Origin of the sequence: Limnohabitans sp. 2KL-3 (genome assembly GCF_001269405.1) — a bacterium.
Lineage (GTDB): Bacteria > Pseudomonadota > Gammaproteobacteria > Burkholderiales > Burkholderiaceae_C > Limnohabitans_A.
The window spans coordinates 239,372-258,857 of sequence record NZ_CXON01000005.1 but is presented as its reverse complement, the minus strand read 5'-3'; the positions used below and the strand labels follow the sequence as shown (position 1 = coordinate 258,857).

Below are 19,486 nucleotides of genomic sequence, written 5' to 3'. Positions count from 1 at the left end.
ATCCGGTCAGCACCTTCAAGAACAACACTGCAGCAGGTCCTCAGGCTCCATGTCGGAGCTGAAGCCACCGACCTACAAATACCTCCCCGTAGGTCGGTACCTTCAGGTCCGACATGAATGCTGGTCAACGCGCAAGGTTTTCTCAGTGCCGCCCCACCAAGCGGTACACCAACACCCCCAGACACGACACGCCCACGGCCGCTGCCGTGAAGGCATAAGCCAGCCAACCCAAGTCCACACTTTGCGCCATGAGCAGCACGCCGGTGGACTGGCCAAAAAACAGCGAGCAGGCGAACAAGGTCACGGCCGAACCGCGAGCGGCCGGGGCCATTTGGGTGGCCTGCACCTGCAGCGTGTTGTGCAACATGTAAAAGCCCAGCCCGGTCATCAGGCAAGCCAGCATGCCCAGCCACACCCCGCTGCCCCAGGCCAGCACCAGCAAACCCAATGCCACCAAAGCGGCCCCCGTGCGCACCAGACCGCGCTCGCCCAGCCAGGCCAGCCAGCGCCGAGCCATCTGGCTGTAGAGCAAACCACCCACGCCATACAGCATCATCACCGAGCCTGCGGCCACCACGCTCAAACCAAACTGCTGGTGCAGATGTGTGGGCATGAAGGCCATGGCACCAAACACCAATGCGCCCTCGGCCGCCGTGACGGTCAAGATCCAGCGCACGCGCGGTGTGCCCAAGAGCTGGCCCGTCAGGCGAAACGCGGCCCACAAGCCCGGGGCCGTCACCGGCCCCCCCGGCCCCGATTGCGCCTGTCGCTTCGCTTGCTGGCGCAAACGGCGCAGCAGCAGCACAGCGGCCACACCAAACATGACCGCCAGCAACACAAAAGCGCTGCGCCAACCCACTGTATCGGCCGCAAAGCCACCAAACCACAACCCACTCATCATGCCCAGCACAGTGGCGCTCATGAGCTTGGCCAGAATTTCCTGTCGGCGCTCATAAGGCACTTGGTCGCCCACCCAAGCCATCGAAAGTGGGATGATGCCCGCCGCCGCCGCGCCCATGAAGCCGCGCATGATGATCAGCATGGGCAGGTTGACAGACAGCGCCGTGATGGCACTGAACACAGCACAAGCCGACACAGCGAGCGACACCACCCGCAGTTTGCCAAAGCGCTCACCCAGCGGCCCGTAAAACAACTGCAAAACGCCGTAGACCACGGCAAACACCGACACCACCGCCGAAGCATCGCCCGTGCTGACCTGAAACTCCTGGCCCAGCACCACCAGCATCGGGTCGCAAATGCGCATTGAGGCCATGCTGGCAAAACCGGCCAGGCCCAAGAGCGTCAGGTGCTGGCGTTCGTCTGCGGGCGTGAATGTGGTCATGTTCAGGCCAGTTGCTGCTCCAGGTCGTGCAGGACCTGGTAGCAAGGCAGCACTTGGGCAATGGAACTGTTGGGCTCGCGGCCTTCGCGGATCGCGGAAAAGAATTCACGGTCTTGCAGTTCGATGCCGTTCATCGACACCGCCACTTGCGACACATCGATCTTTTCTTCCTTGCCGGTGAAAAGGTCGTCGTAACGCGCCAAATAAGTGCCCGTGTCGCCGATGTAGCGAAAGTAAGTGCCCAGCGGGCCGTCGTTGTTGAAGCTGAGTGACAAAGTGCAGATCGCGCCATTGGCGGCTTTCAACTGGATGCTCATGTCCATGGCGATGCCCAAAGTGGGGTGGATCGGACCTTGCACCGCGTTGGCTTTGACGATGGGGCTGCCGCATTGGTAGGCGAACAAGTCCACCGTGTGGGCTGCGTGGTGCCACAGCAGGTGGTCCGTCCAGCTGCGGGCTTGGCCGAGCGCGTTCATGTTGGTGCGGCGAAAGAAATAGGTCTGCACGTCCATCTGCTGGATGTTGAACTCACCCGCCTTGATCTTGTGGTTCACCCACTGATGGCTGGGGTTGAAACGGCGGGTGTGGCCCACCATGGCCACCAGGCCGGTTTCCTTTTGCACGCGCAGCACTTCTTGGCCTTCGGCGTACACATCACACAGCGGAATTTCCACCTGCACATGCTTGCCGGCCTTCAGGCAAGCCAGGGTCTGGCTGGCGTGCATTTGGGTGGGGGTGCACAGGATGACGGCGTCGACCTCTTTCAGGGCCAGCGATTCATTCAGGTCGGTGGTGACATGGCCAATGCCGTATTTGTCCGCCACCTCTTTGGTTTTGGCGAACTCGCGGCCGATCAAGGACACGACTTCCACGCCGTCGATATTCTTGATGCCGTCCAGGTGTTTGATGCCAAAGGCACCTGCGCCCGCCAAGGCAACTTTGATGGTTTTGCTCATGTGTGTTTCTCCAAAAGATTGAATGGGTTGTGATGTCGAATTTGGAAGTTGTGCGTTGGGCGTTGGGCGTTGGGCGTTGGGCGTTGGGCAAGCGTCAGCAGTTCATAAGCCATCGCCCACAGGGTGGGCTCCTACAGGGAGCGGCTCCGGCTTTGCAGGAGCCCACCCCTGTGGGCGATGCCCTGCACGCCCGGCCATTGGCTCAGGCACTGCGGTGCGATGACCACCCAGCGCATCAGCTGTTTTCCAAAATCACATGCCCCACCGCCGTGTTGCTGGCAGGCACATGGTAGAAGCGGTGACGCAACTTGGGCGCGGGACCTGTGGCTTTGCCGCCCTCGATGTCGCTCATCGCACCACGGGCGATCAGCCACATGACCAGCTCGATGCCTTCGCTGCCCGCTTCGCGCACGTAGTTGATGTGCGGTGTGGCCGCGGCAGCCGCCGGGTCGTTGATGAGTTGGTCCAGCCAGGCGTTGTCCCACTCGCGGTTGATCAGGCCCGCACGCGCGCCTTGGAGCTGGTGGCTCATGCCGCCCGTGCCCCAGATGTGCACGTTGATGTCTTCGTCGAAGCTCTCTACCGCTTTGCGAATCGCTTGCCCCAAATTGAAGCAGCGCTGGCCACTGGGCACGGGGTACTGCACCACGTTCACAGCGAACGGGATCACCGGGCAAGGCCAGGCGTCTTTGACCGGGTCCAACGGGCCACACATCAACGACAGCGGCACCGTCAGGCCGTGGTCCACGTCCATCTTGTTGACGATGGTCAGGTCAAAGTCTTGCTGAATGACCGACTGCGCGATGTGCGAGGCCAATTCAGGATGGCCCTTCACCACAGGCACGGGGCGCGGTCCCCAGCCTTCGTCGGCAGGTTGGTACTCGGCGGCGGTGCCAATGGCGAATGTCGGAATCAGGTCGGAGCTGAAGGCCGTGGCGTGGTCGTTGAACACCAGAAAAATCACGTCCGGTTTGTTGTCCTTCATCCATTGCTTGGAGAAGTCGTAGCCCGCGAACACGGGCTTCCAGTAGTCTTCTTGCGTCTTGCCCAAGTCCATGGCCGCGCCAATGGCGGGCACATGCGAGGTGTAGACGGATGCGGTGATTTTGGCCATGTCTTGTTCTCTCAAAAGAATTGGGATCTGACCCCAATTTGATTAATTGGGGTCAGACCCCATTAAGGCTTTTGGCCCGCTGCGCTGGACTGTTGCCCGGCTGCGCCTTGGGGCTGGTTTTGGGCTTGGGCGCTGCCGTTTTCGCCGATGTAGCGGTTGCCCTCGATGCTGCGCCCGCCTGCGATCATCATGTTGCGGTATTCCTCTTCGGTCATGCCGGTCATCGAGCCCGCCATTTGCTGGAAGCTCTTGCCGTCGGTCGCACCGATTTTGGCGAGGAAATAAATGTTGCCGCCCGTGCGCATGCACCAGTTCAGGTCTCGCGCCAGCACAGCCTGCTTTTGCTCTTCGGTCATCTGCCACTCGTCCAGATAAGCACGCTCGTCGGCCTTGAAGCGCTCACGGTTTTCGGCCTTCATGAGCGACATGCAAAACTGGTTGAGCCAATAGCCTTTGCGCGATTGCTCGGCATCAAAAATAATCGTGCCGGGCACGTCTTTGTAGGGTTTGTCTAGAGCCATATTGAACCTTTGGGTTTAATGGTGATTGCTGCAGGAGCCCACCCCTGTGAGCGATGGCTTGTGGACCCTCCAGGGCCCTATCGCCCACGGGGTGAGCTCCTACAAGGACGTTTATGCCTGCTCTTCAGGCCAGTAAAGGCGCATCGGGTTGTCGACCAGCAGCTTGCGCTGCAGCTCGGCGGTAGGCGCGATGTGGGGGATGAAATCCACCAACAAGCCGTCGTCGGGCATGTGGTCTTTCAGGTTGGGGTGCGGCCAGTCGGTGCCCCAGAGCACGCGGTCCGGAAACTCCTCCACGATGCGTTGGGCAAAGGGGATCACGTCTTGATACGCGTTTTGCTCGCCGTTCAAAGCCTTGGGGCCGGTGACCGACAAACGCTCGGGGCACGACACCTTGCTCCACACATTGCTGTGCTCGCGCATGAACTTCTGGAACAGCGCAAACTGCGGGCCGTCCACGGGCAGCGACACATCGGGGCGGCCCATGTGGTCCACCACCACGGTGGTCGGCAGCGCGGTGAAAAAGTCCCACAGCTCAGGCAGGTCGACCGCTTCAAAGTAGATCACCACATGCCAGCCCCATTTCTGGATGCGGCTGGCGATTTCCATCAGTTCGTCTTTGGGCGTGAAATCCACCAGCCGCTTGACGAAGTTAAAACGCACGCCGCGCACACCCGCGTCGTGCATGGCCTGAATTTCTTCGTCGGTCACGCTGCGTTTGACCGTGGCCACACCACGCGCCATGCCGCCTGAGTTGACCAGCGCATCGACCATGGCCCGGTTGTCTGCGCCGTGGCAGGTGGCCTGCACCACCACGTTGCGGGCAAAGCCCAGGTGGTCACGCAACGCATACAGCTGGTGCTTGGACGCGTCACAAGGCGTGTATTTGCGCTCGGGTGCATACGGAAACTCTGCACCCGGGCCAAACACATGGCAGTGCGCATCCACCGCACCTGCGGGCAGTTGGAATCGGGGTTTGGACGGTCCGGTGTACCAGTCCATCCAGCCTGCGGTTTTGGTGAAATCACCCGACGTGGGTTTATCCATGGTTTTGCTCATCTCGAACGCCTTTCAAATGTCTTTTGTAGGTCGGTACCTTCAGGTCCGACACTGCGTACCCAAGGTCCTTGTCGGGGCTGAAGCCGCCGACCTACAGGAATCGGTCTTTGTAGGTCGGTGCCTTCAGGTCCGACACTGCGTACCCAAGGTCCTTGTCGGGCTGAAGCCGCCGACCTACAAGAATCGGTCTTTTGTAGGTCGGTGCCTTCAGGTCCGACACTGCGCACCCAAGGTCCTTGTCGGGACTGAAGCCGCCGACCTACAGGAATCGGTCTTTTGTAGGTCGGTACCTTCAGGTCCGACACAGCGTACCCACGGTCCTTGTCGGGACTGAAGCCGCCGACCTACAGATATCGGTCTTTTGCAGGTCGGCATCTTCAGGTCCAACGCTGCATACCCAAGGTCCTTGTCGGGACTGAAGCCGCCGACCTACAGATATCGGTCTTTTGCAGGTCGGCATCTTCAGGTCCGACGCTGCTTACCCAAGGTCCTTGTCGGGGCTGAAGCCGCCGACCTACAGATATCGGTCTTTTGTAGGTCGGTACCTTCAGGTCCGACACTGCGTACCCAAGGTCCTTGTCAGGGCTGAAGCCGCCGACCTACATTGAAAATCAATCGATGTATTTGAGGCCCGCGGCCGCCAGCGGCTCACGCATCTTGTACATGTCCAGGCCCAACACACCTTGCGCCAGTTTTTCTCGCTTGGCACCTTCGTTGGCTTCACGGGCTTGCGCCGCTTCCAGTGTCTTGGCCACCAAGGCTTGGGGCACACACACCACGCCGTCGTCATCGGCCACGATGGCGTCGCCGGGGTGAACGATCATGCCGGCGCACACCACGGGAATGTTCACAGAGCCCACGGTGGCCTTGATGGTGCCTTTGCTGCTGATGGCTTTGCTCCAAGCGGGAAAGCCCATCCGGGTCAACTCTTTCACGTCACGCACACCGGCGTCAATGATCAAGGCCCGCGCCCCACGGGCCATGAAAGACGTGGCCAACAGGTCACCAAAATAACCGTCGGTGCATTCGGCCGTGATGGCCGCCACCACGATGTCGCCAGGCTGAATCTGCTCGGCCACCACATGCATCATCCAGTTGTCGCCCGGGTGCAGCAGCACCGTGACGGCCGTGCCTGATACCTGCGCGCCTGCGTAGATGGGACGCATGTAGGGTTTCATGAGGCCGACGCGGCCCATGGCTTCGTGCACGGTGGCTGAGCCCAATGCGGCCAAAGCATCGGTGGCTGCGCGGTCTGCGCGGGTGATGTTGCGGTAAACAACGCCGAGTTCGTACATGGTTTTCTCCAGTTAGGGGTGCACTGTAGGAGCCGCGCAATCGCGGCGATGGGTCATGCAATGGCAGTCCATCGCGACGGGGGCGTCGCTCCTAGAAAAAAATCACAGGCCTTTGGCCGTCAGCTGGTCGCCCAGCCGCTTGAACACACGACGGGCGTTGCCTTCGTAGACCATGTAACGCTCTTCGTCGTTCAGGTTGGCCGTGGCTTGCACGTAGCGCTTGGTGTCGTCAAAGTAGTGGCCGGTTTCGGGGTCGATGCCGCGCACCGCGCCGATCATCTCGGACGCAAACAAGATGTTCTTGACCGGAATGACCTTGGTCAGCAGATCGATGCCCGGCTGGTGGTAGACGCAGGTGTCAAAGAAGATGTTGTTCAGCAAGTGCTCGGTCAACAACGGCTTTTTGAGTTCTTGCGCCAAGCCCCGGAAACGGCCCCAGTGGTAAGGCACCGCGCCGCCGCCGTGCGGAATCAAAAACTTCAGCGTCGGGAAATCCTTGAACAGGTCTGAGGTCAGGCACTGCATGAAGGCGGTGGTGTCGGCGTTCAGGTAATGCGCGCCCGTGGTGTGAAAGCAGCTGTTGCAGCTGGTGCTCACATGGATCATCGCGGGGATGTCGTACTCGACCATCTTTTCGTAAATCGGGTACCAGGCCTTGTCGGACAGCGGAGGCGATGTCCAATGACCGCCCGAGGGATCGGGGTTCAGGTTGATGCCCACGTTGCCGTATTGCTCCACGCACTTGACCAGCTCGGGGATACAAGTGGCCGGGTCCACGCCGGGCGACTGGGGCAGCATGGCCGCAGGCACAAAGTGGTCGGGGAAGAGTTGGCTCACGCGGTAGCACAACTCGTTGCAAATCGCCGCCCAGGTGGACGACACATTGAAGTCGCCAATGTGGTGCGCCATGAAGCTGGCGCGGGGGCTGAAAATGGTGATGTCCGAGCCGCGCTCTTTCATCTTGGCCAGCTGGTTGGTCTCGATGCTCTCGCGCAACTCGTCGTCGCTGATTTTCAGCTCGGACACTTTGGGCATGGCGGCAGGGTCTTTGATGCCGGCAATTTGCTTGTTGCGCCACTCTTCCAACGCCTTGGGGGCGGTGGTGTAGTGGCCGTGCACGTCGATGATCAAGGGGTTCGTTTGGCTCATTTTTTCTCCTCGCGGATGGCATGGATCGCTGGATTAAACGGGTACACCGCGCACACCCAACATGTCTTTGGTAGGTCGGTGGCTTTAGCCCCGACATGAATCACCAGTGCACTTGGCATGCCATGGTGCAATTTGCAGGTCGGTGGCTTTAGCCCCGACAGGCTTCACCGGTGCACTGTGTCGGGGCTAAAGCCACCGACCTACAAAAGAGATGCTTCAGTTTTGAAGCCTAGATTGTGCAGGCACACCCTGCGCCGACAAAGGCCCGTCACCATCTACCAGCTAGAACAAATTCATATAACCAAGCCTTGGGTATGACAAAATCTGCCTAACCCAACACCCTACCATGGACCTCAAACAGCTCGAATACTTTGTGCGCGTGGCCGAACTGGGCAGCTTCACCCGGGCGGCTCAGGCCCTGAACATCGCTCAACCGGCGCTCAGCCGACAGGTGCGCCTGCTCGAAGTCGAGCTGCGGCAAAACCTGCTGGTGCGCAACGGTCGCGGCGCCACCCCCACCCAAGCCGGGCTGCTGCTGCTGGAGCACGGCCGGGGCATCTTGCACCAGGTCGAGCGGGCACGGGAAGAACTGGGCCGGGTGCGCTCGGGCCTTGCGGGCCGCGTGGCTTTGGGTCTGCCGCCCAGCGTGGCGCGGGTGCTGACGGTGCCGCTCACCCGGGCCTTTCGCGCCAAGATGCCCGAGGCCCAGCTGTCCATCAGCGAAGGCCTGTCCAGCGCCATGCAGGAAAACCTGCAAAACGGCCGCCTGGACATTGCCGTTCTCTACAACCCCAGCCCCATGCCAGGCATCGAGCACACCCCGCTGGTGCAAGAGGAATTGCTGCTGGTGCAGCCGCGCCCGCCCGGCTTGCAAGAAGACCCGCCCCCGCCCGCCATCCGCCTGCAAGAACTCGCCGCCCTGCCCTTGGTGATTCCCACCCGCCCGAACGCGATCCGCATGCATGTGGAGTCTGAAATGGCCGCCATTGGCTGCCGCCCCCTCATTGCGCTGGAGATCGACGGCGTGAGCGCCATCCTCGACCTGGTGGCCGACGGCGCGGGCTACGCCATCTTGCCGCGCAACGCCGTCATGCGCTCGGTGCGGCCTTCGGCGTTTTCGGTGCGGCCCCTTCAGCAACCGGCCCTGCACATCCAGCTGACCACCGCCATCAGCGCACAACGCCCCAGCACCCTCACCCAGCAAGCCACCCTGGCCCTGCTGACCGAGATGGCCGTGCAGTGGCTCAGCCCGCCTTGAGGCCAGTCGCGATCACACAGGCTGCAGCTTCAACAGCCACAACAAGGCACTGAGCGTGAAGAACGACAGCACCGTGGTCACCAACAAGGCCGCAGCGCTCACGGTGCCGTGGCCGTGGCGCTGGTTCAAGATGGTGTAAATGCCCAGCATGGGCATGGCCCCGGTGAGCAAAGCGGCCGCCCGCAAAGCCGGGTCTGCAATCGGCACCAGCCACACCAGCACCGCCCACATGGCCAGCGGGTGCAGCACCAGTTTGCCCAGCGCAATGGGCAGCACCGTGCCCTGCAGCCCACGCGCCTGCAGGCCCACCAAGGAACCACCAATCACAAACAAAGCCAACACGGCACTGGACTGCGCAAACAAATTGATGGTGCGCCCCAGGGGGGCAGGCATCTGCAGGCCTGACAGAGAAAACAAGAAACCCGCCACCACGCCCCAGATCATGGGGTTTTTGAGCACGTTTTTCACGGTCTGCAGCAGCACGCTTTTCCACTGCCCAGGCCTGCCTTGCGCGTCGGCCACCGCCAACAGCAAAGGCAACAACAAGAAATTTTCGACCACCATGTTCAGCGCCAACGCCACCCCGGCCACCGGCCCAAACGACAACAAAATGATGGGGTAACCCACAAAGCCGCTGTTCGGGCAAGACATGCCCATGGCCATCATGCTGCTGTAGCTCAGGCTCTGGCCTTGTACCTTTCGCGCCCAAAACAGCCCCAAGCCAATGACCATCAGCGACCCCATGGCATAGGCCAGCAAATAGTTCAGGTTCAGGATCTCCGCCACGCTGCGCTGCGACAGTGCGTTGAACAGCAACGCAGGCAAAGCCAGTTGGAGGGTAAAACGACCGAAGACCTGCATGTCGGACTTGGCAAACAAGCCCATGCGGGTGCACACATAGCCCAAGGCAATGGTCAGGTAAATGGGGACGGTGATGCCCAGAATATCGAGCATGGTGTTCATGGGTCGGTCTTGTAAAAAATGTTTGAAAGTTGCCCTCAGCGCTTGGCCACCCACAGCGTCAAACCGGCAAGGCTCAGCACCATGTAGGTCGACAGCCAAGCCATGTGGGTGCTGGCGCTCAAGGGGCTGGCCCAGGGCAGGACCACGCACAGGGCGATGAAGCCCGCGTTCATGGCCACACACAGCCACGCGTGTTGGACAGCCAGGCCTTTTTGGAAGGGCAGGTGCGCGTGTGCGGCCACAAAGCAGGCGGCCGTTTGCCACAGCACCAGGGGCCACACATAGGCCGACAGGCCTTGCCAACGCGCGTCGAGCCATCCCCAGGTCAGCGCCAGCTGGGCCAAGGCCCCTACGCCCAGCACCAACGCCGATGCGGCCCAGGCCACCTGCACCGGGCGCAGCTGCACCTTGGTGGAGCTGCTGAGCACCACCTGCGCCCAAGCCGTGTGCACCAACGCCGGGATGAAGCTCAGGATGCGCAGCAGCGCCAGCAGCCAACCAGCCTCTTGTGCGCCGTAGTGCGCTGGCCAGCTCAGCGCCAAGGCCGTGGCGGCCAAGGCATCGCTGAGGGTGTGCAGCATTTTGAGCCGGGCGCTGCGCGGGTCGGAAGAAGTCGGCGCAGCGGGCTTGTCGGGCTGCAAGTCGCCGCCTGCGCGGGCCACCAAAGCCAGGTCCGCAGGTGATGCCGGTTGAAAAGCCAGCCGCATCCACACCGCCCCGGCCAGATAACCCAAGCAGGCCGACATCAAAAGCACGGGCAACTCGAGGCCCTCACCACGTTCGGGAAAAAGCACGGCCCCCAGCACCGCCGCAGCAGCGGCCAGCACGGGTGGCACCATGCGCACCAAGCCTATCGACCAGCGGCTGCCCACCCGCAACGTCAGGCTTTGCGCCAGCAACCAGCTCAATTGCGCAAGGCCCAAGGCAGCGGCCCAGGCCCAGACCTGCGCCGCGTCGCCCAAACCCGACCAGACCGCCCCGAGTGCCGCCAACGGGGCCAGCCACAGCAGACGCCACGCGCTTTGCCGCCAGGCGCGGCGGGCGGCGGCGCGGGGCTCTTGGTGGCGCTCGGCCAGCAGGCTCAAAGGGCTTTGCGCCAGTGCCAAGCTGGCCCAGAAAAAGGCCAGTTGGCTGGTGGCAGAAAACACCCCCACCTCTTCGGGGCTGAACAACCGAAACAACACCAACGCCAAAAAACCCTGGGCCGCCAGCGACACCAGGCTGCCCAGAGCTGCAGGGGCAGTGGCACGGGGCAAGGACTGCAACAAGGTCCAGCGCTTCATCTGCCAGCCCCGAACAAGGTGGCCCAGACCGACAGCCCTTGCAGCTGCTGCGACCAGCACAAGGACTGCAGGTGTTGGCGATCGGTCTGGCGCGAGGGCAGGCCCTGCACCGCTGCCCACCATTGCGCGGCGGTGGCGTGCACGTCCAGCAGTTGCACCCGCCCGGCATGGGCCAATGCGGTGCGTTGCGCCCAGGCATAGGGGTTGCTGATGACGGGCAAGCCCAGCGCCAGGTACTCCAGCATCTTGGTGGAGGTTTGCTCAGACAGCGGCAGCACGTCGGGCATCAGGTTCAGGCCCGCGCGGGCCCGCAGCAGTTGCGCAGGCACCTGGTCTTGGGGCACACGCCCAGTGCTTTGGATGTGATCCAGCGTGACCAGGCGCTCTTGCAAAGACGGGGGCACATCACCCACCAACAGCAAACTCAATCCCGCTTGCCCCAAGGTGTGGAGCAGAGGCACAAAGTACAGCAAGCGGCGCATCTCACCCAGATAGACCAGGTCAAACTCGGGCGGCTGCTGGGCTTGCGCCGTCAAAAAAGCGTCGGGCACGCCCATGTCGCGCAGGGCGTAGGGCACAGCGCTAGGCGCATTGTCGCCAAAGCCCATGCGCTGGCGCACCCATTCGCTTTGGAACACCCGAAAGTGGGGCACCGGGTGCTGCCACTGTTTGATGCGGTCCTTGAGCCAGGCCAAGGGGGCCACACTGGCCGAGGCGTATTCGTGCACCTGCACCGCGCCCTTCAAGCGTCGGGCTTGGTCTGTGGGCACGCGCCCGCAAATCCACCACACGGCCCGGGCGTCACCCGGCACGGTGCGGGCTTGGGTGTGCATTTGCACGACATGGCCCAGGTGCTCGATGTGCGCCTGGTAGGCGGCCAGCTCGGGCAAATACGAACGTGCGCCGTGCACAAAGTGGACGGTGATCACGGCCGCCCTCCTGAGGGGGTGTCTTCGCGCGATGCGTCCGTGGGCACCGCACCATGGCCCTGCCTTGGCCCTTGCTTTGGTCCTTGCCCTTGCCCTCGCCGCTGCAGCAAGCCCGTGAGCACTTGGTCCCAGGCCTGCACAAAGGTCTCCAGGCGGTGCTGTTGTTGCAACAGGTCGATGGCCACTTGCCGATCGGCGGGCGCTTGCGCCAGGCAGCGCTGCACCGCTTGAGCCAGCGCGGCGGGGCTGTCATCGTGCGCCAGCCAGAGCGGGGCCTGCGTGCCCAGCATTTCCTGCATCGCGGGGATGGGCGTGCTCACGCAGGGCACGCCGCAGGCCAGCGACTCCAGCGCCGTCATGGGGTAACCCTCGTAGCGCGAGCACAGCACCGTGGCCCGCCAGGCCTGGTAGGTCTGCGCGCTCACGGTTTGCTGGCCGTGCAGGTGCAGGCGGCCATGGGTCAGCAGGTCTTGCCCGGCGCTGCGCATGGCGCCCATCAACTCGCCATCGCCCACCACATGCAACTGGCATGCGGCAGGCAAAAGGAGCAGCATGGGCAGCAACTGCAAAGGCTGTTTTTCGGGGGACAAACGGCCGACAAAACCCAAAGCGATCACCTCGCTGGCGGACGTGGTGGTGGGCATGGCGGCGTCATCTTGGCCCGCACCGGGCAAGACCGCCGGGTTGCGGATCACGCGCAGGTGTTGAAGGGTTGCACACCGGGCATCCGCCATCACGCGCAGCAGGCTGTCGCACGAGGTTTGTGAGGCGCACACCAGCTGGCTGGCCCTTCGGTACACCGTGCGCAGCCAGGCGGTTTTGAGGCGCGAAGCCTCGGCTTGCTGCAGCACCTCATGCAAAGGGCCGTGCACCCAGACCACGCTGGGCCTGCGGGCCAGCCAAGCCAGGGCCACCGCCGCATACGCCGGTCGAAAATTATTGGAAGCCACCAGCACCTGCGCCCGCCGCGCCGCCTGCCAGCAGGCCCACAGCGAGGGACGGCCGCGCCGCACCGGCAGCCGCGTGACTTGCCAGCCGCGCGCGGTCAAGCCCGATTCAAGCCAATGCAGCGTGGTCTGCACGCCGCCCACACCGGACTCTTCGGTCAACAACAAAACTTGGCGAGGGCTTGACATGGGCATGGGCAGGCTCAGCGCGCACCGCGCCCGGTCAGCACGGTCTGGATGGTTTTGAACACGATCAGCAAGTCCATGGCCAGACTGTAGTGCGTGATGTAGTACAGGTCGTAGCTGAGCTTGATGGCGGTTTCGTCGGCGCTGGCCGCATAGCCTTGTTGCACCTGCGCCCAGCCGGTCAGGCCAGGGCGCACCAGGTGGCGGTAGGGATAGCTGGGCATTTGCTCGGCAAACTGCTGCACAAAACCGTCTTGCTCGGGGCGCGGGCCGATCAGGCTCATGTGCCCCATCAGCACGTTGAACAGCTGCGGAATTTCATCGAGCCGGGTGCGGCGAATCCAATGCCCAAAGCGCGTGATGCGCGGGTCGTTGGCCTGGGCGAACTGCGGGGCGAGTTGCGTTTCGTGGCGCATGCTGCGGAACTTCCAGATTCGGAAACTTTGGCCGTGCATGCCGGTGCGCCGCTGGCTGAACAAGGCCGGGCCGGGCGAGTCGATCTTGACACCCAACGCCACCCACAGCGCCAGCGGCAGCCATAGGGGCAACAAGGCCAGCACCACGCTCACATCGATCAGCCGCTTGGCCAAGTCGTAAGCCGGGTTGCCATCGGTTTGCCACAGCTCGTTTTGCAGGGTCTCGGCCGCCATGCGCCCGGTCAGGCTTTGCTGCAACGATTCGGGGCTGTACAGGCGGATGTGCTGCAGCTTGAGCGCGGTCAAAAAGCGGTGGCGTTCGGGACTCGGTGGGGCTGAAGGCACGACCGCGCCGTCACACGCCAGCGCTGCGCCAGGCGGCATGCCCTGCTCGGGCCAGGGCAGCAAGCGGATGCGCGGCAGGCCCTGGCCGTTGGGGTCGGGCAAGCAAGGGGCCAACAGGCCGGGCACTCGCGGGTCCTGGTACACCAGACGCCAGGGTCGGTGGCGCAAAAACCACTGGTCGGCCAGCCAAAACCAGAAGGTGCACAGCACATAGGTCAAGAGCAAAGCGCCGCGTGAATAGGGTTGCTGCAGCAAGGCAAAAGCCAGGGGCGTGAGCCAAAACGGCAAGCCGGTGGTGACCAGCAACAAGGGGCCGCGCTCGGCCGCAGGCATGTGCGCGCCCCGGTACAACAGGTGCGCCGCCAGCGCATAAGGCACCAGGCTGGCCAGCACGGTGCGGCCAAAGTCCACCGTGGCCAGGCCACTGGCCATCAGGGCCTGGCTGATGGCGTAGGCCAGTCCAATCATCACCAAGCCCAGCAGGCTCCAGACCAGGTGGGCGCTTTGACAGTGCGCTTGCTGCGAGGCCAGTTGCTGGGTGTGGCGGCGCGGTCGCGTCATGGGCCAGCGGGCGGTGGCTATCAAGGGCGCTTGCTGGTAAATGGCCAGCACCGGCTCGGCCATGGCCTCGGGCTGAAACTGAGCCTCGTAGCGCGCGCGTGCCGCTTGGCCCAAACGCTGTCGCAAGGGCGCATCGGCCAGCAAGGTTTGCAGCGCATCGGCCACGGCCTGTGGGCTGTTGGGCACCAGCCAGGCGCTTTCCTTGTGCGTGAGCATTTCTTCGATGCCCGGCAAACGCGTGGCCACGATCGCCATGCCCGCACGCATGGCTTCCAGAATGGAAATCGGCAGGCCCTCGTGGTCGGACAAGAGCACAAAAATCTGGTGCTGCGCCAGGCGCTCGGCCACGTCGCTCACGTCGCCCTCCAGCTGGATGTGCGGCATCGGGGCAGCGGCCTGTTGGTGGCGGACCAGGTCCGGTCCGCCCCCCAAAATCCGGGTTGGGGGCTGCAGGCCAAGTGGTGCCAGCAGGGCCAGGGCCTCGATCAAAACATCGGGCCGCTTGGGCGCGGCCATGCGGGCCACCATGACCAGGCTTGGCAGCTGGGAGGCCATGTCGCTGCGCCAGGGCACATCGGCCAGCGCGTTGTGCACCACACTCACCCGCTCGGGCGGCATGGGCAAACGCGCGGCCAACTGTTTTTCATAGGCCGACACGCAAACCATGCGCGTGGTCCAGGCGGCCAGCACCGCCTCGGCCAGCCAGGCGTTGGTGCGGATCAGCCAAGGCGCTTGTGGCTTGAAGCCAAAGCCGTGCACCGTGTAGACCACTGGAATTTGCCGCAGCTTGCCCGCCAGGCGTGCGATCACCCCGGCCACGGCGCTGTGGGCATGGATGACATCGGGCTGCAGCACGCGCAGATGCGCCAGCAAGGCCCGCACCGAGGCCAGCACCTTGAGGGGGTTGAGTGAGTTTTGCAAACTCGGCAGCGCCAGCACCGCGATGCCCAAGTCCTTCAGGCTTTGCGCGAGCACGCTGTGTGCGTCGTTGCCACCCATCACCACCGTGAAGCGCACCCGGCCCTGCAGGGCGCGGCACAACTCCAGCACATGGGTCTGCGCCCCACCGGCTTCACCTTTGGTGATGACCAGCAATACATGGGCAATGGGAGGGTAAGCAGGGGCAGACATGGCAAGGTGACAACAAGAGCGGGTATTGTCACCCCGAATGAGATGCACACCCTCTTGACGGATCGCAGCTTGCACAAAGGCCGGGCAGGCCCCTGCGCAGGCTTGGTGTCGGGATTCAAAGCGCCGACCTGCTGAGCGGCAGGCGAGGCAGTGAGGGCTTTACAGATCCAGCACCAAGCGCGCTGTCTGGCTGCGTGAGCAGCAGATCAGCATCTGGTCATTGGCCTGCTGCTCTTCAGGGGTGAGGAACATGTCCCAGTGGTCAGGCGTGCCCGCGATCACCGAGGTCAGGCAGGTGCCGCAAACACCTTGTGAGCAAGAAAACGGCACATCATGGCCCGCGTCCTGCAACACAGACAGAATCGACTGATCCTTGGAGACTTTCAGGGTCTGGCCGCTTTTTTGCAGATGGACCTCGAAGCTGCCGTCGGCGTCGATGGGGGTTTGGGTGGGTTCTGAAGTGCTCATGCGGTGATCTCGGAGGTGTTTTCTTGGGCCAGTAAACGCTCGATGATACGGCGCGATTGCACCCCACCGGAGTCGATGTTGAGCATCAAGAGCTTGCGGTCTGGCCATTGGCTGATGTTGGCTTGTTGCAGTTGCAGCATCTCCATGTCTTCATTGAAGATGCCGCCTTGGCCCGCTCGAATTTTGTCGGTCAGCTCAGCATCGTGCGGCTTGAACTGGCGTGCCATGCCCCAGTGGTACCAGTGCGAGGTCTCGGTCTCGGGGGTGATGAAGTCCACCACCACGCTGTAGGCTTTGACTTCGGGTGGCGCATCAAAACCGCCGTGTCCTGTCAGCGCCACGCCCACGTCGATCATGATGTGGCTGGGCGGCGTGAAGCGGCAGATTTGCCAGCGGTCCACCTTGGCCTGGGGATCCAGACCATTGGCGCTCATGGCCATTTGCCAAAACGGTGGTGCCTGAATACCCGTCATGTGGCGCTGCAAAATGACCTGATCACCCGCCACCGTGGTGGTGCAAGGCGTCTCGTCGATCTCGGGCTGGCCGATGCTGTTGGCGTGCACATAGGTCTCGTGCGTCAAGTCCATCAGGTTGTCGATCATCAATCGGTAGTCGGCCTTAACGTGGTAGAGCCCGCCGCCATAGGCCCAGGCGGGGTTTTCAAAAAACTCAAAGACCGGCATCTTGGCCTCGTCGGCTTGGGCGGGGTCACCCGGCCAAACCCAAACAAAACCATAACGCTCGACCACGGCAAACGCTTTGATGGCCGGAAAGCCGCGCACGCGCTGGCCAGGCATCTGCACCGTTTTGCCGTCGGTGCCCATTTCCAGGCCGTGGTAGCCACACTGCAAATGGCCTTTGCACACCTTGCCCAGCGACAAGGGCGCGCCCCGGTGCGGGCAAAAATCTTCCACCGCCGCCACACGGCCATCCGGGCCTTTGAAGAAGGCCATTTTTTCGTTGCAAATGGTGCGGCCCAGCGGCTTGTCGCCCAGAGCTTCGAGTTCGCTCAAGGTGCAAGCCACATACCAGGTGTTTTTGATGAACATGTTGTCCTTCCTCTCCAATTCAGAGCTTTTGATCAAAGCGGGTGTTCAAAGCTTGCGGGCCACGCCCAGCAGGCTGTCCAGCAATTCAGGGTTTTCGCGCAAGGTGTTTGCATCGCTGGCGTGCACCACCTTGCCCTGGTCCAACACGACCGCGTGGTGACTGATCTTCAAAATCGCTTGAGGGTGCTGCTCCACGATGATGGCCGACAGGCCCTCTTCGCGGGTGATGCGGGCAATCGCACGCAGCAGCTCTTCCACGATGATGGGGGCCAAGCCTTCGAGCGGCTCGTCCAGCAAGAGCAAGCGCGGGTTGAGCACCAGCGCTCGGCCCACGGCCAACATCTGCTGCTCACCGCCCGACAGCTGCGTGCCCAAATTGGTTTTGCGCTCGGCCAAACGCGGGAACAACGCGTACACGCGCTCGGGCGTCCAGGCGCGACTTTGTCGTGCGGGCCGCGCCACTGCGGTCAGGTTTTCCTGCACCGTGAGCGATTTGAAAATATTGCGCTCTTGCGGCACCCAGCCAATGCCTGCGGCTGCACGCTCGTGCGAAGGCAAAGTGTGCAGCGGCTGACCACCCAGAAAGATCTGCCCGCCATGTTGCCGTGTGGCCCCAGCCAGCGTGTCCATCAGCGTGGTTTTGCCAGTGCCATTGCGGCCCAGCAGCGCCAAGGTTTCGCCCTCGCCCAGCGAGAAGCTGATGCCATTCAGCACCACGGCTTCGCCGTAACCTGCGCGCAGATTTTCAACACGCAATAAATCAGCCATGGGCCACCTCCTCGCCATGCCCCAAATACACCGCCTTGACCTGCGGGTCGACCGCGATCGCTTCGGGCGTGCCTTCGGTCAGCACCGCACCGTTGACCAGCACGGTGATGCGGTCGGCAAATTCAAACACCAGGTCCATGTCGTGCTCGATCAGCAAGATCGACACTTCGGCGGGCAGCGCCGCCACAGTTTGCAAGAGCTCTTCGCGTTCGCCCGCAGGCACACCGGCCACCGGCTCGTCGAGCAGCAGCACCTTGGGTTCGCAAGCCAGCGCAATCGCCATCTCCAGCAAGCGGCGTTTGCCGTAGGCCAAATGTTCGGTGCGCTGGTGCATGACTTCAGTCAGGCGAAACAATTCAAGCAAAGCTTCGCAGCGCTCCACCACAGCGGTGTCTTGCCCCAGCTTTTGCCACCAACGCCCGCCCAAGCCTCGCTGCTGCGAAACCACCATGGCCAGCGTTTGCAAAGGCGTCATGCTGGCAAACAGCTGGTTGATCTGAAAAGTGCGCACCATGCCCCGGCGCACACGCTGATGCGGTGCGAGTTGGCTGATGTCTTCGCCCAGAAGTTCAATGCTGCCCGAAGTGGGCGGCAAGACGCCGGTGAACAAATTGATGAGCGTGGTCTTGCCTGCGCCGTTGGGGCCGATCAGCGCATGGCGTGCGCCCAAGCGCAATTCAAGGTTGACGTTGTCAGTGGCGGTGATGCCGCCGAATTGCTTGACCAAACCCTGGGCCTTCAAGACGATGGGCTGATTCATTGCGCACCACCTTTCCGATCAGCAGCGCGGCCAAACCACAGCCAAGGGCGAATCAAACGCTCACGCCCGACCATGACCAGCACCACCAAAAACAGACCGATCCAAAACGTCCAGTACTGTGGCGTGATGCCCGCGATCACGTCGTGCATGAGCTTGAACACCACCGCACCGACCATGCCGCCATAGAGCCATCCCACGCCACCGATGACCAACATCAGCATCACGTCGGCCGAACGCTCCAGCGCAAACACATCGAGCGAGGCAAAGCCGGTGGTTTGGGCCATCAAAGCGCCCGCAGCGCCAGCCAAAGCAGCCGCCACGGTGTAGACCACGGCCAGACGGTTGTGAACCGGTATGCCAATGGCCATGGCACGCAGCGGGTTGTCCCGCACAGCCATGAGCGTGGCGCCCCAGGGCGAATGGACCCAGCGCCGCGCCAGCACAAACAAAATCAGCAGCACCGTCAGCGAATACCAGGCCGCCGTCTGACCGTACAAATCGAATTCAAAACGCCCCAGCACCGGGCCCATCATCACGCCCTGCAAACCGTCCGAGCCACCCGTCAGCCAGTCCAGCTTGTTGGCAAGCTCCATCAAAATCAACGCCATGCCCAGCGTGACCATGAGCCGCGTCAGGTCGGTCCCGCGCAAGATGGTGAGCGAACACGCCGCGCCCAGCAGCGTGGCGCAAAAGGTGCCAAACAGCAGGCCGACCACGGGGTCGGGCATCACATGTTTGGCAAACAAGGCCGAGGCGTAAGCGCCCAAGCCCAAAAACGCCGCATGACCCAGCGACACGATGCCGGTGTAGCCCAGCACCAGATCGAGCGACACGGCAAACAAGGCGACGATGGCGACCTCGTTGACGATCAGCGCATGGCCCGGCACCAGCAGGGGCAAGGCAAACGCCACCAGCCAGACCAAAGGCTCCCAGCCGCGCATGCGGGCGGCGGATAAAAGTTGTTGACGCGCATCCATGGGTTTGTT

At 62.7% G+C, this 19,486-nt stretch carries 18 protein-coding genes; 1 reads left to right on the top strand and 17 read right to left on the bottom strand.

Annotation, left to right across the window (positions count from 1 at the left end; all coding sequences use genetic code 11):
* Positions 1 to 142 precede the first annotated feature (142 nt).
* From AMM41_RS09725 to AMM41_RS09695, 7 genes are all read right to left on the bottom strand, one after another.
* Positions 143 to 1,342, bottom strand: coding sequence for an MFS transporter (locus tag AMM41_RS09725; protein ID WP_089956854.1), 1,200 nt, complete (start codon positions 1,340 to 1,342; stop codon positions 143 to 145).
* Between the two features lie 2 nt (positions 1,343 to 1,344).
* Positions 1,345 to 2,298 carry a Gfo/Idh/MocA family oxidoreductase gene (locus AMM41_RS09720; RefSeq protein ID WP_089956851.1) on the bottom strand — a complete coding sequence of 318 codons (954 nt, stop codon included), beginning with the start codon at positions 2,296 to 2,298 and terminating at the stop codon, positions 1,345 to 1,347.
* A 235-nt stretch (positions 2,299 to 2,533) separates the two neighbouring features.
* Positions 2,534 to 3,412 carry a class III extradiol dioxygenase subunit beta gene (locus AMM41_RS09715; RefSeq protein ID WP_089956848.1) on the bottom strand — a complete coding sequence of 293 codons (879 nt, stop codon included), beginning with the start codon at positions 3,410 to 3,412 and terminating at the stop codon, positions 2,534 to 2,536.
* Between the two features lie 62 nt (positions 3,413 to 3,474).
* The gene (ligA, locus tag AMM41_RS09710; RefSeq protein ID WP_089956845.1) at positions 3,475 to 3,933 is read right to left on the bottom strand and encodes a protocatechuate 4,5-dioxygenase subunit alpha; all 459 of its coding nucleotides are present in this window, start codon (positions 3,931 to 3,933) and stop codon (positions 3,475 to 3,477) included.
* A gap of 111 nt (positions 3,934 to 4,044) precedes the next feature.
* On the bottom strand, positions 4,045 to 4,980 hold the full coding sequence (locus AMM41_RS09705; protein ID WP_089957055.1) for an amidohydrolase family protein: 936 nt from the start codon (positions 4,978 to 4,980) through the stop codon (positions 4,045 to 4,047).
* A gap of 623 nt (positions 4,981 to 5,603) precedes the next feature.
* Entirely contained in the window at positions 5,604 to 6,287 is a 684-nt protein-coding gene (gene ligK / locus AMM41_RS09700) for a 4-carboxy-4-hydroxy-2-oxoadipate aldolase/oxaloacetate decarboxylase (RefSeq protein ID WP_089956840.1), read from the bottom strand.
* 102 nt (positions 6,288 to 6,389) lie between these two features.
* Positions 6,390 to 7,418 carry an amidohydrolase family protein gene (locus AMM41_RS09695; RefSeq protein WP_089957053.1) on the bottom strand — a complete coding sequence of 343 codons (1,029 nt, stop codon included), beginning with the start codon at positions 7,416 to 7,418 and terminating at the stop codon, positions 6,390 to 6,392.
* 364 nt (positions 7,419 to 7,782) lie between these two features.
* Here AMM41_RS09695 and AMM41_RS09690 point away from each other — a divergent pair, with 364 nt between their 5' ends.
* Entirely contained in the window at positions 7,783 to 8,694 is a 912-nt protein-coding gene (locus AMM41_RS09690; RefSeq protein WP_089956836.1) for a LysR substrate-binding domain-containing protein, read from the top strand.
* A 12-nt stretch (positions 8,695 to 8,706) separates the two neighbouring features.
* On the opposite strand, the gene AMM41_RS09685 is transcribed toward AMM41_RS09690, so the two are convergent.
* The 10 genes from AMM41_RS09685 to AMM41_RS09635 all read right to left on the bottom strand — a co-directional run bounded on the left by AMM41_RS09685 (position 8,707) and on the right by AMM41_RS09635 (position 19,477).
* Positions 8,707 to 9,657: an AEC family transporter gene (locus AMM41_RS09685; RefSeq protein WP_089956832.1), complete on the bottom strand. Its 951-nt coding sequence runs from the start codon at positions 9,655 to 9,657 to the stop codon at positions 8,707 to 8,709.
* Between the two features lie 35 nt (positions 9,658 to 9,692).
* Positions 9,693 to 10,940, bottom strand: a complete 1,248-nt coding sequence (locus tag AMM41_RS09680; protein WP_089956828.1) for a hypothetical protein — start codon at positions 10,938 to 10,940, stop codon at positions 9,693 to 9,695.
* Positions 10,937 to 11,869 carry a glycosyltransferase gene (locus AMM41_RS09675; RefSeq protein WP_089956824.1) on the bottom strand — a complete coding sequence of 311 codons (933 nt, stop codon included), beginning with the start codon at positions 11,867 to 11,869 and terminating at the stop codon, positions 10,937 to 10,939. The genes AMM41_RS09680 and AMM41_RS09675 overlap by 4 nt, the downstream gene beginning before the upstream one ends.
* Positions 11,866 to 13,011: a glycosyltransferase gene (locus AMM41_RS09670; protein WP_089956821.1), complete on the bottom strand. Its 1,146-nt coding sequence runs from the start codon at positions 13,009 to 13,011 to the stop codon at positions 11,866 to 11,868. The genes AMM41_RS09675 and AMM41_RS09670 overlap by 4 nt, the downstream gene beginning before the upstream one ends.
* Positions 13,012 to 13,019: 8 nt before the next feature.
* Positions 13,020 to 15,455, bottom strand: coding sequence for an exopolysaccharide biosynthesis polyprenyl glycosylphosphotransferase (locus AMM41_RS22240; protein ID WP_228769200.1), 2,436 nt, complete (start codon positions 15,453 to 15,455; stop codon positions 13,020 to 13,022).
* 159 nt (positions 15,456 to 15,614) lie between these two features.
* Positions 15,615 to 15,923, bottom strand: coding sequence for a 2Fe-2S iron-sulfur cluster-binding protein (locus tag AMM41_RS09655; protein ID WP_089956817.1), 309 nt, complete (start codon positions 15,921 to 15,923; stop codon positions 15,615 to 15,617).
* The gene (locus AMM41_RS09650; protein WP_089956813.1) at positions 15,920 to 16,972 is read right to left on the bottom strand and encodes an aromatic ring-hydroxylating oxygenase subunit alpha; all 1,053 of its coding nucleotides are present in this window, start codon (positions 16,970 to 16,972) and stop codon (positions 15,920 to 15,922) included. The genes AMM41_RS09655 and AMM41_RS09650 overlap by 4 nt, the downstream gene beginning before the upstream one ends.
* Before the next feature lie 45 nt (positions 16,973 to 17,017).
* Complete coding sequence (locus AMM41_RS09645; RefSeq protein ID WP_089956810.1) at positions 17,018 to 17,740, bottom strand: ABC transporter ATP-binding protein; 723 nt, start codon at positions 17,738 to 17,740, stop codon at positions 17,018 to 17,020.
* Positions 17,733 to 18,500 (bottom strand): ABC transporter ATP-binding protein, encoded by a 768-nt coding sequence (locus tag AMM41_RS09640; RefSeq protein ID WP_089956806.1) that lies wholly within the window; start codon positions 18,498 to 18,500, stop codon positions 17,733 to 17,735. The genes AMM41_RS09645 and AMM41_RS09640 overlap by 8 nt, the downstream gene beginning before the upstream one ends.
* Complete coding sequence (locus tag AMM41_RS09635) at positions 18,497 to 19,477, bottom strand: branched-chain amino acid ABC transporter permease (protein ID WP_089957048.1); 981 nt, start codon at positions 19,475 to 19,477, stop codon at positions 18,497 to 18,499. Before AMM41_RS09635 ends, AMM41_RS09640 begins: the two co-directional genes overlap by 4 nt.
* Positions 19,478 to 19,486 lie beyond the last annotated feature (9 nt).

Excerpts from the sequence above, each read along its gene's own strand:
- AMM41_RS09725 (WP_089956854.1), bottom strand. The coding sequence starts at position 1,342 with ATGACCACATTCACGCCCGCAGACGAACGCCAGCACCTGACGCTCTTG.
- AMM41_RS09720 (WP_089956851.1), bottom strand. The coding sequence starts at position 2,298 with ATGAGCAAAACCATCAAAGTTGCCTTGGCGGGCGCAGGTGCCTTTGGC.
- AMM41_RS09715 (WP_089956848.1), bottom strand. The coding sequence starts at position 3,412 with ATGGCCAAAATCACCGCATCCGTCTACACCTCGCATGTGCCCGCCATT.
- ligA (WP_089956845.1), bottom strand. The coding sequence starts at position 3,933 with ATGGCTCTAGACAAACCCTACAAAGACGTGCCCGGCACGATTATTTTT.
- AMM41_RS09705 (WP_089957055.1), bottom strand. The coding sequence starts at position 4,980 with ATGGATAAACCCACGTCGGGTGATTTCACCAAAACCGCAGGCTGGATG.
- ligK (WP_089956840.1), bottom strand. The coding sequence starts at position 6,287 with ATGTACGAACTCGGCGTTGTTTACCGCAACATCACCCGCGCAGACCGC.
- AMM41_RS09690 (WP_089956836.1), top strand. The coding sequence starts at position 7,783 with ATGGACCTCAAACAGCTCGAATACTTTGTGCGCGTGGCCGAACTGGGC.
- AMM41_RS09685 (WP_089956832.1), bottom strand. The coding sequence starts at position 9,657 with ATGAACACCATGCTCGATATTCTGGGCATCACCGTCCCCATTTACCTG.
- AMM41_RS09680 (WP_089956828.1), bottom strand. The coding sequence starts at position 10,940 with ATGAAGCGCTGGACCTTGTTGCAGTCCTTGCCCCGTGCCACTGCCCCT.
- AMM41_RS09670 (WP_089956821.1), bottom strand. The coding sequence starts at position 13,011 with ATGCCCATGTCAAGCCCTCGCCAAGTTTTGTTGTTGACCGAAGAGTCC.
- AMM41_RS22240 (WP_228769200.1), bottom strand. The coding sequence starts at position 15,455 with ATGTCTGCCCCTGCTTACCCTCCCATTGCCCATGTATTGCTGGTCATC.
- AMM41_RS09655 (WP_089956817.1), bottom strand. The coding sequence starts at position 15,923 with ATGAGCACTTCAGAACCCACCCAAACCCCCATCGACGCCGACGGCAGC.
- AMM41_RS09650 (WP_089956813.1), bottom strand. The coding sequence starts at position 16,972 with ATGTTCATCAAAAACACCTGGTATGTGGCTTGCACCTTGAGCGAACTC.
- AMM41_RS09645 (WP_089956810.1), bottom strand. The coding sequence starts at position 17,740 with ATGGCTGATTTATTGCGTGTTGAAAATCTGCGCGCAGGTTACGGCGAA.
- AMM41_RS09640 (WP_089956806.1), bottom strand. The coding sequence starts at position 18,500 with ATGAATCAGCCCATCGTCTTGAAGGCCCAGGGTTTGGTCAAGCAATTC.
- AMM41_RS09635 (WP_089957048.1), bottom strand. The coding sequence starts at position 19,477 with ATGGATGCGCGTCAACAACTTTTATCCGCCGCCCGCATGCGCGGCTGG.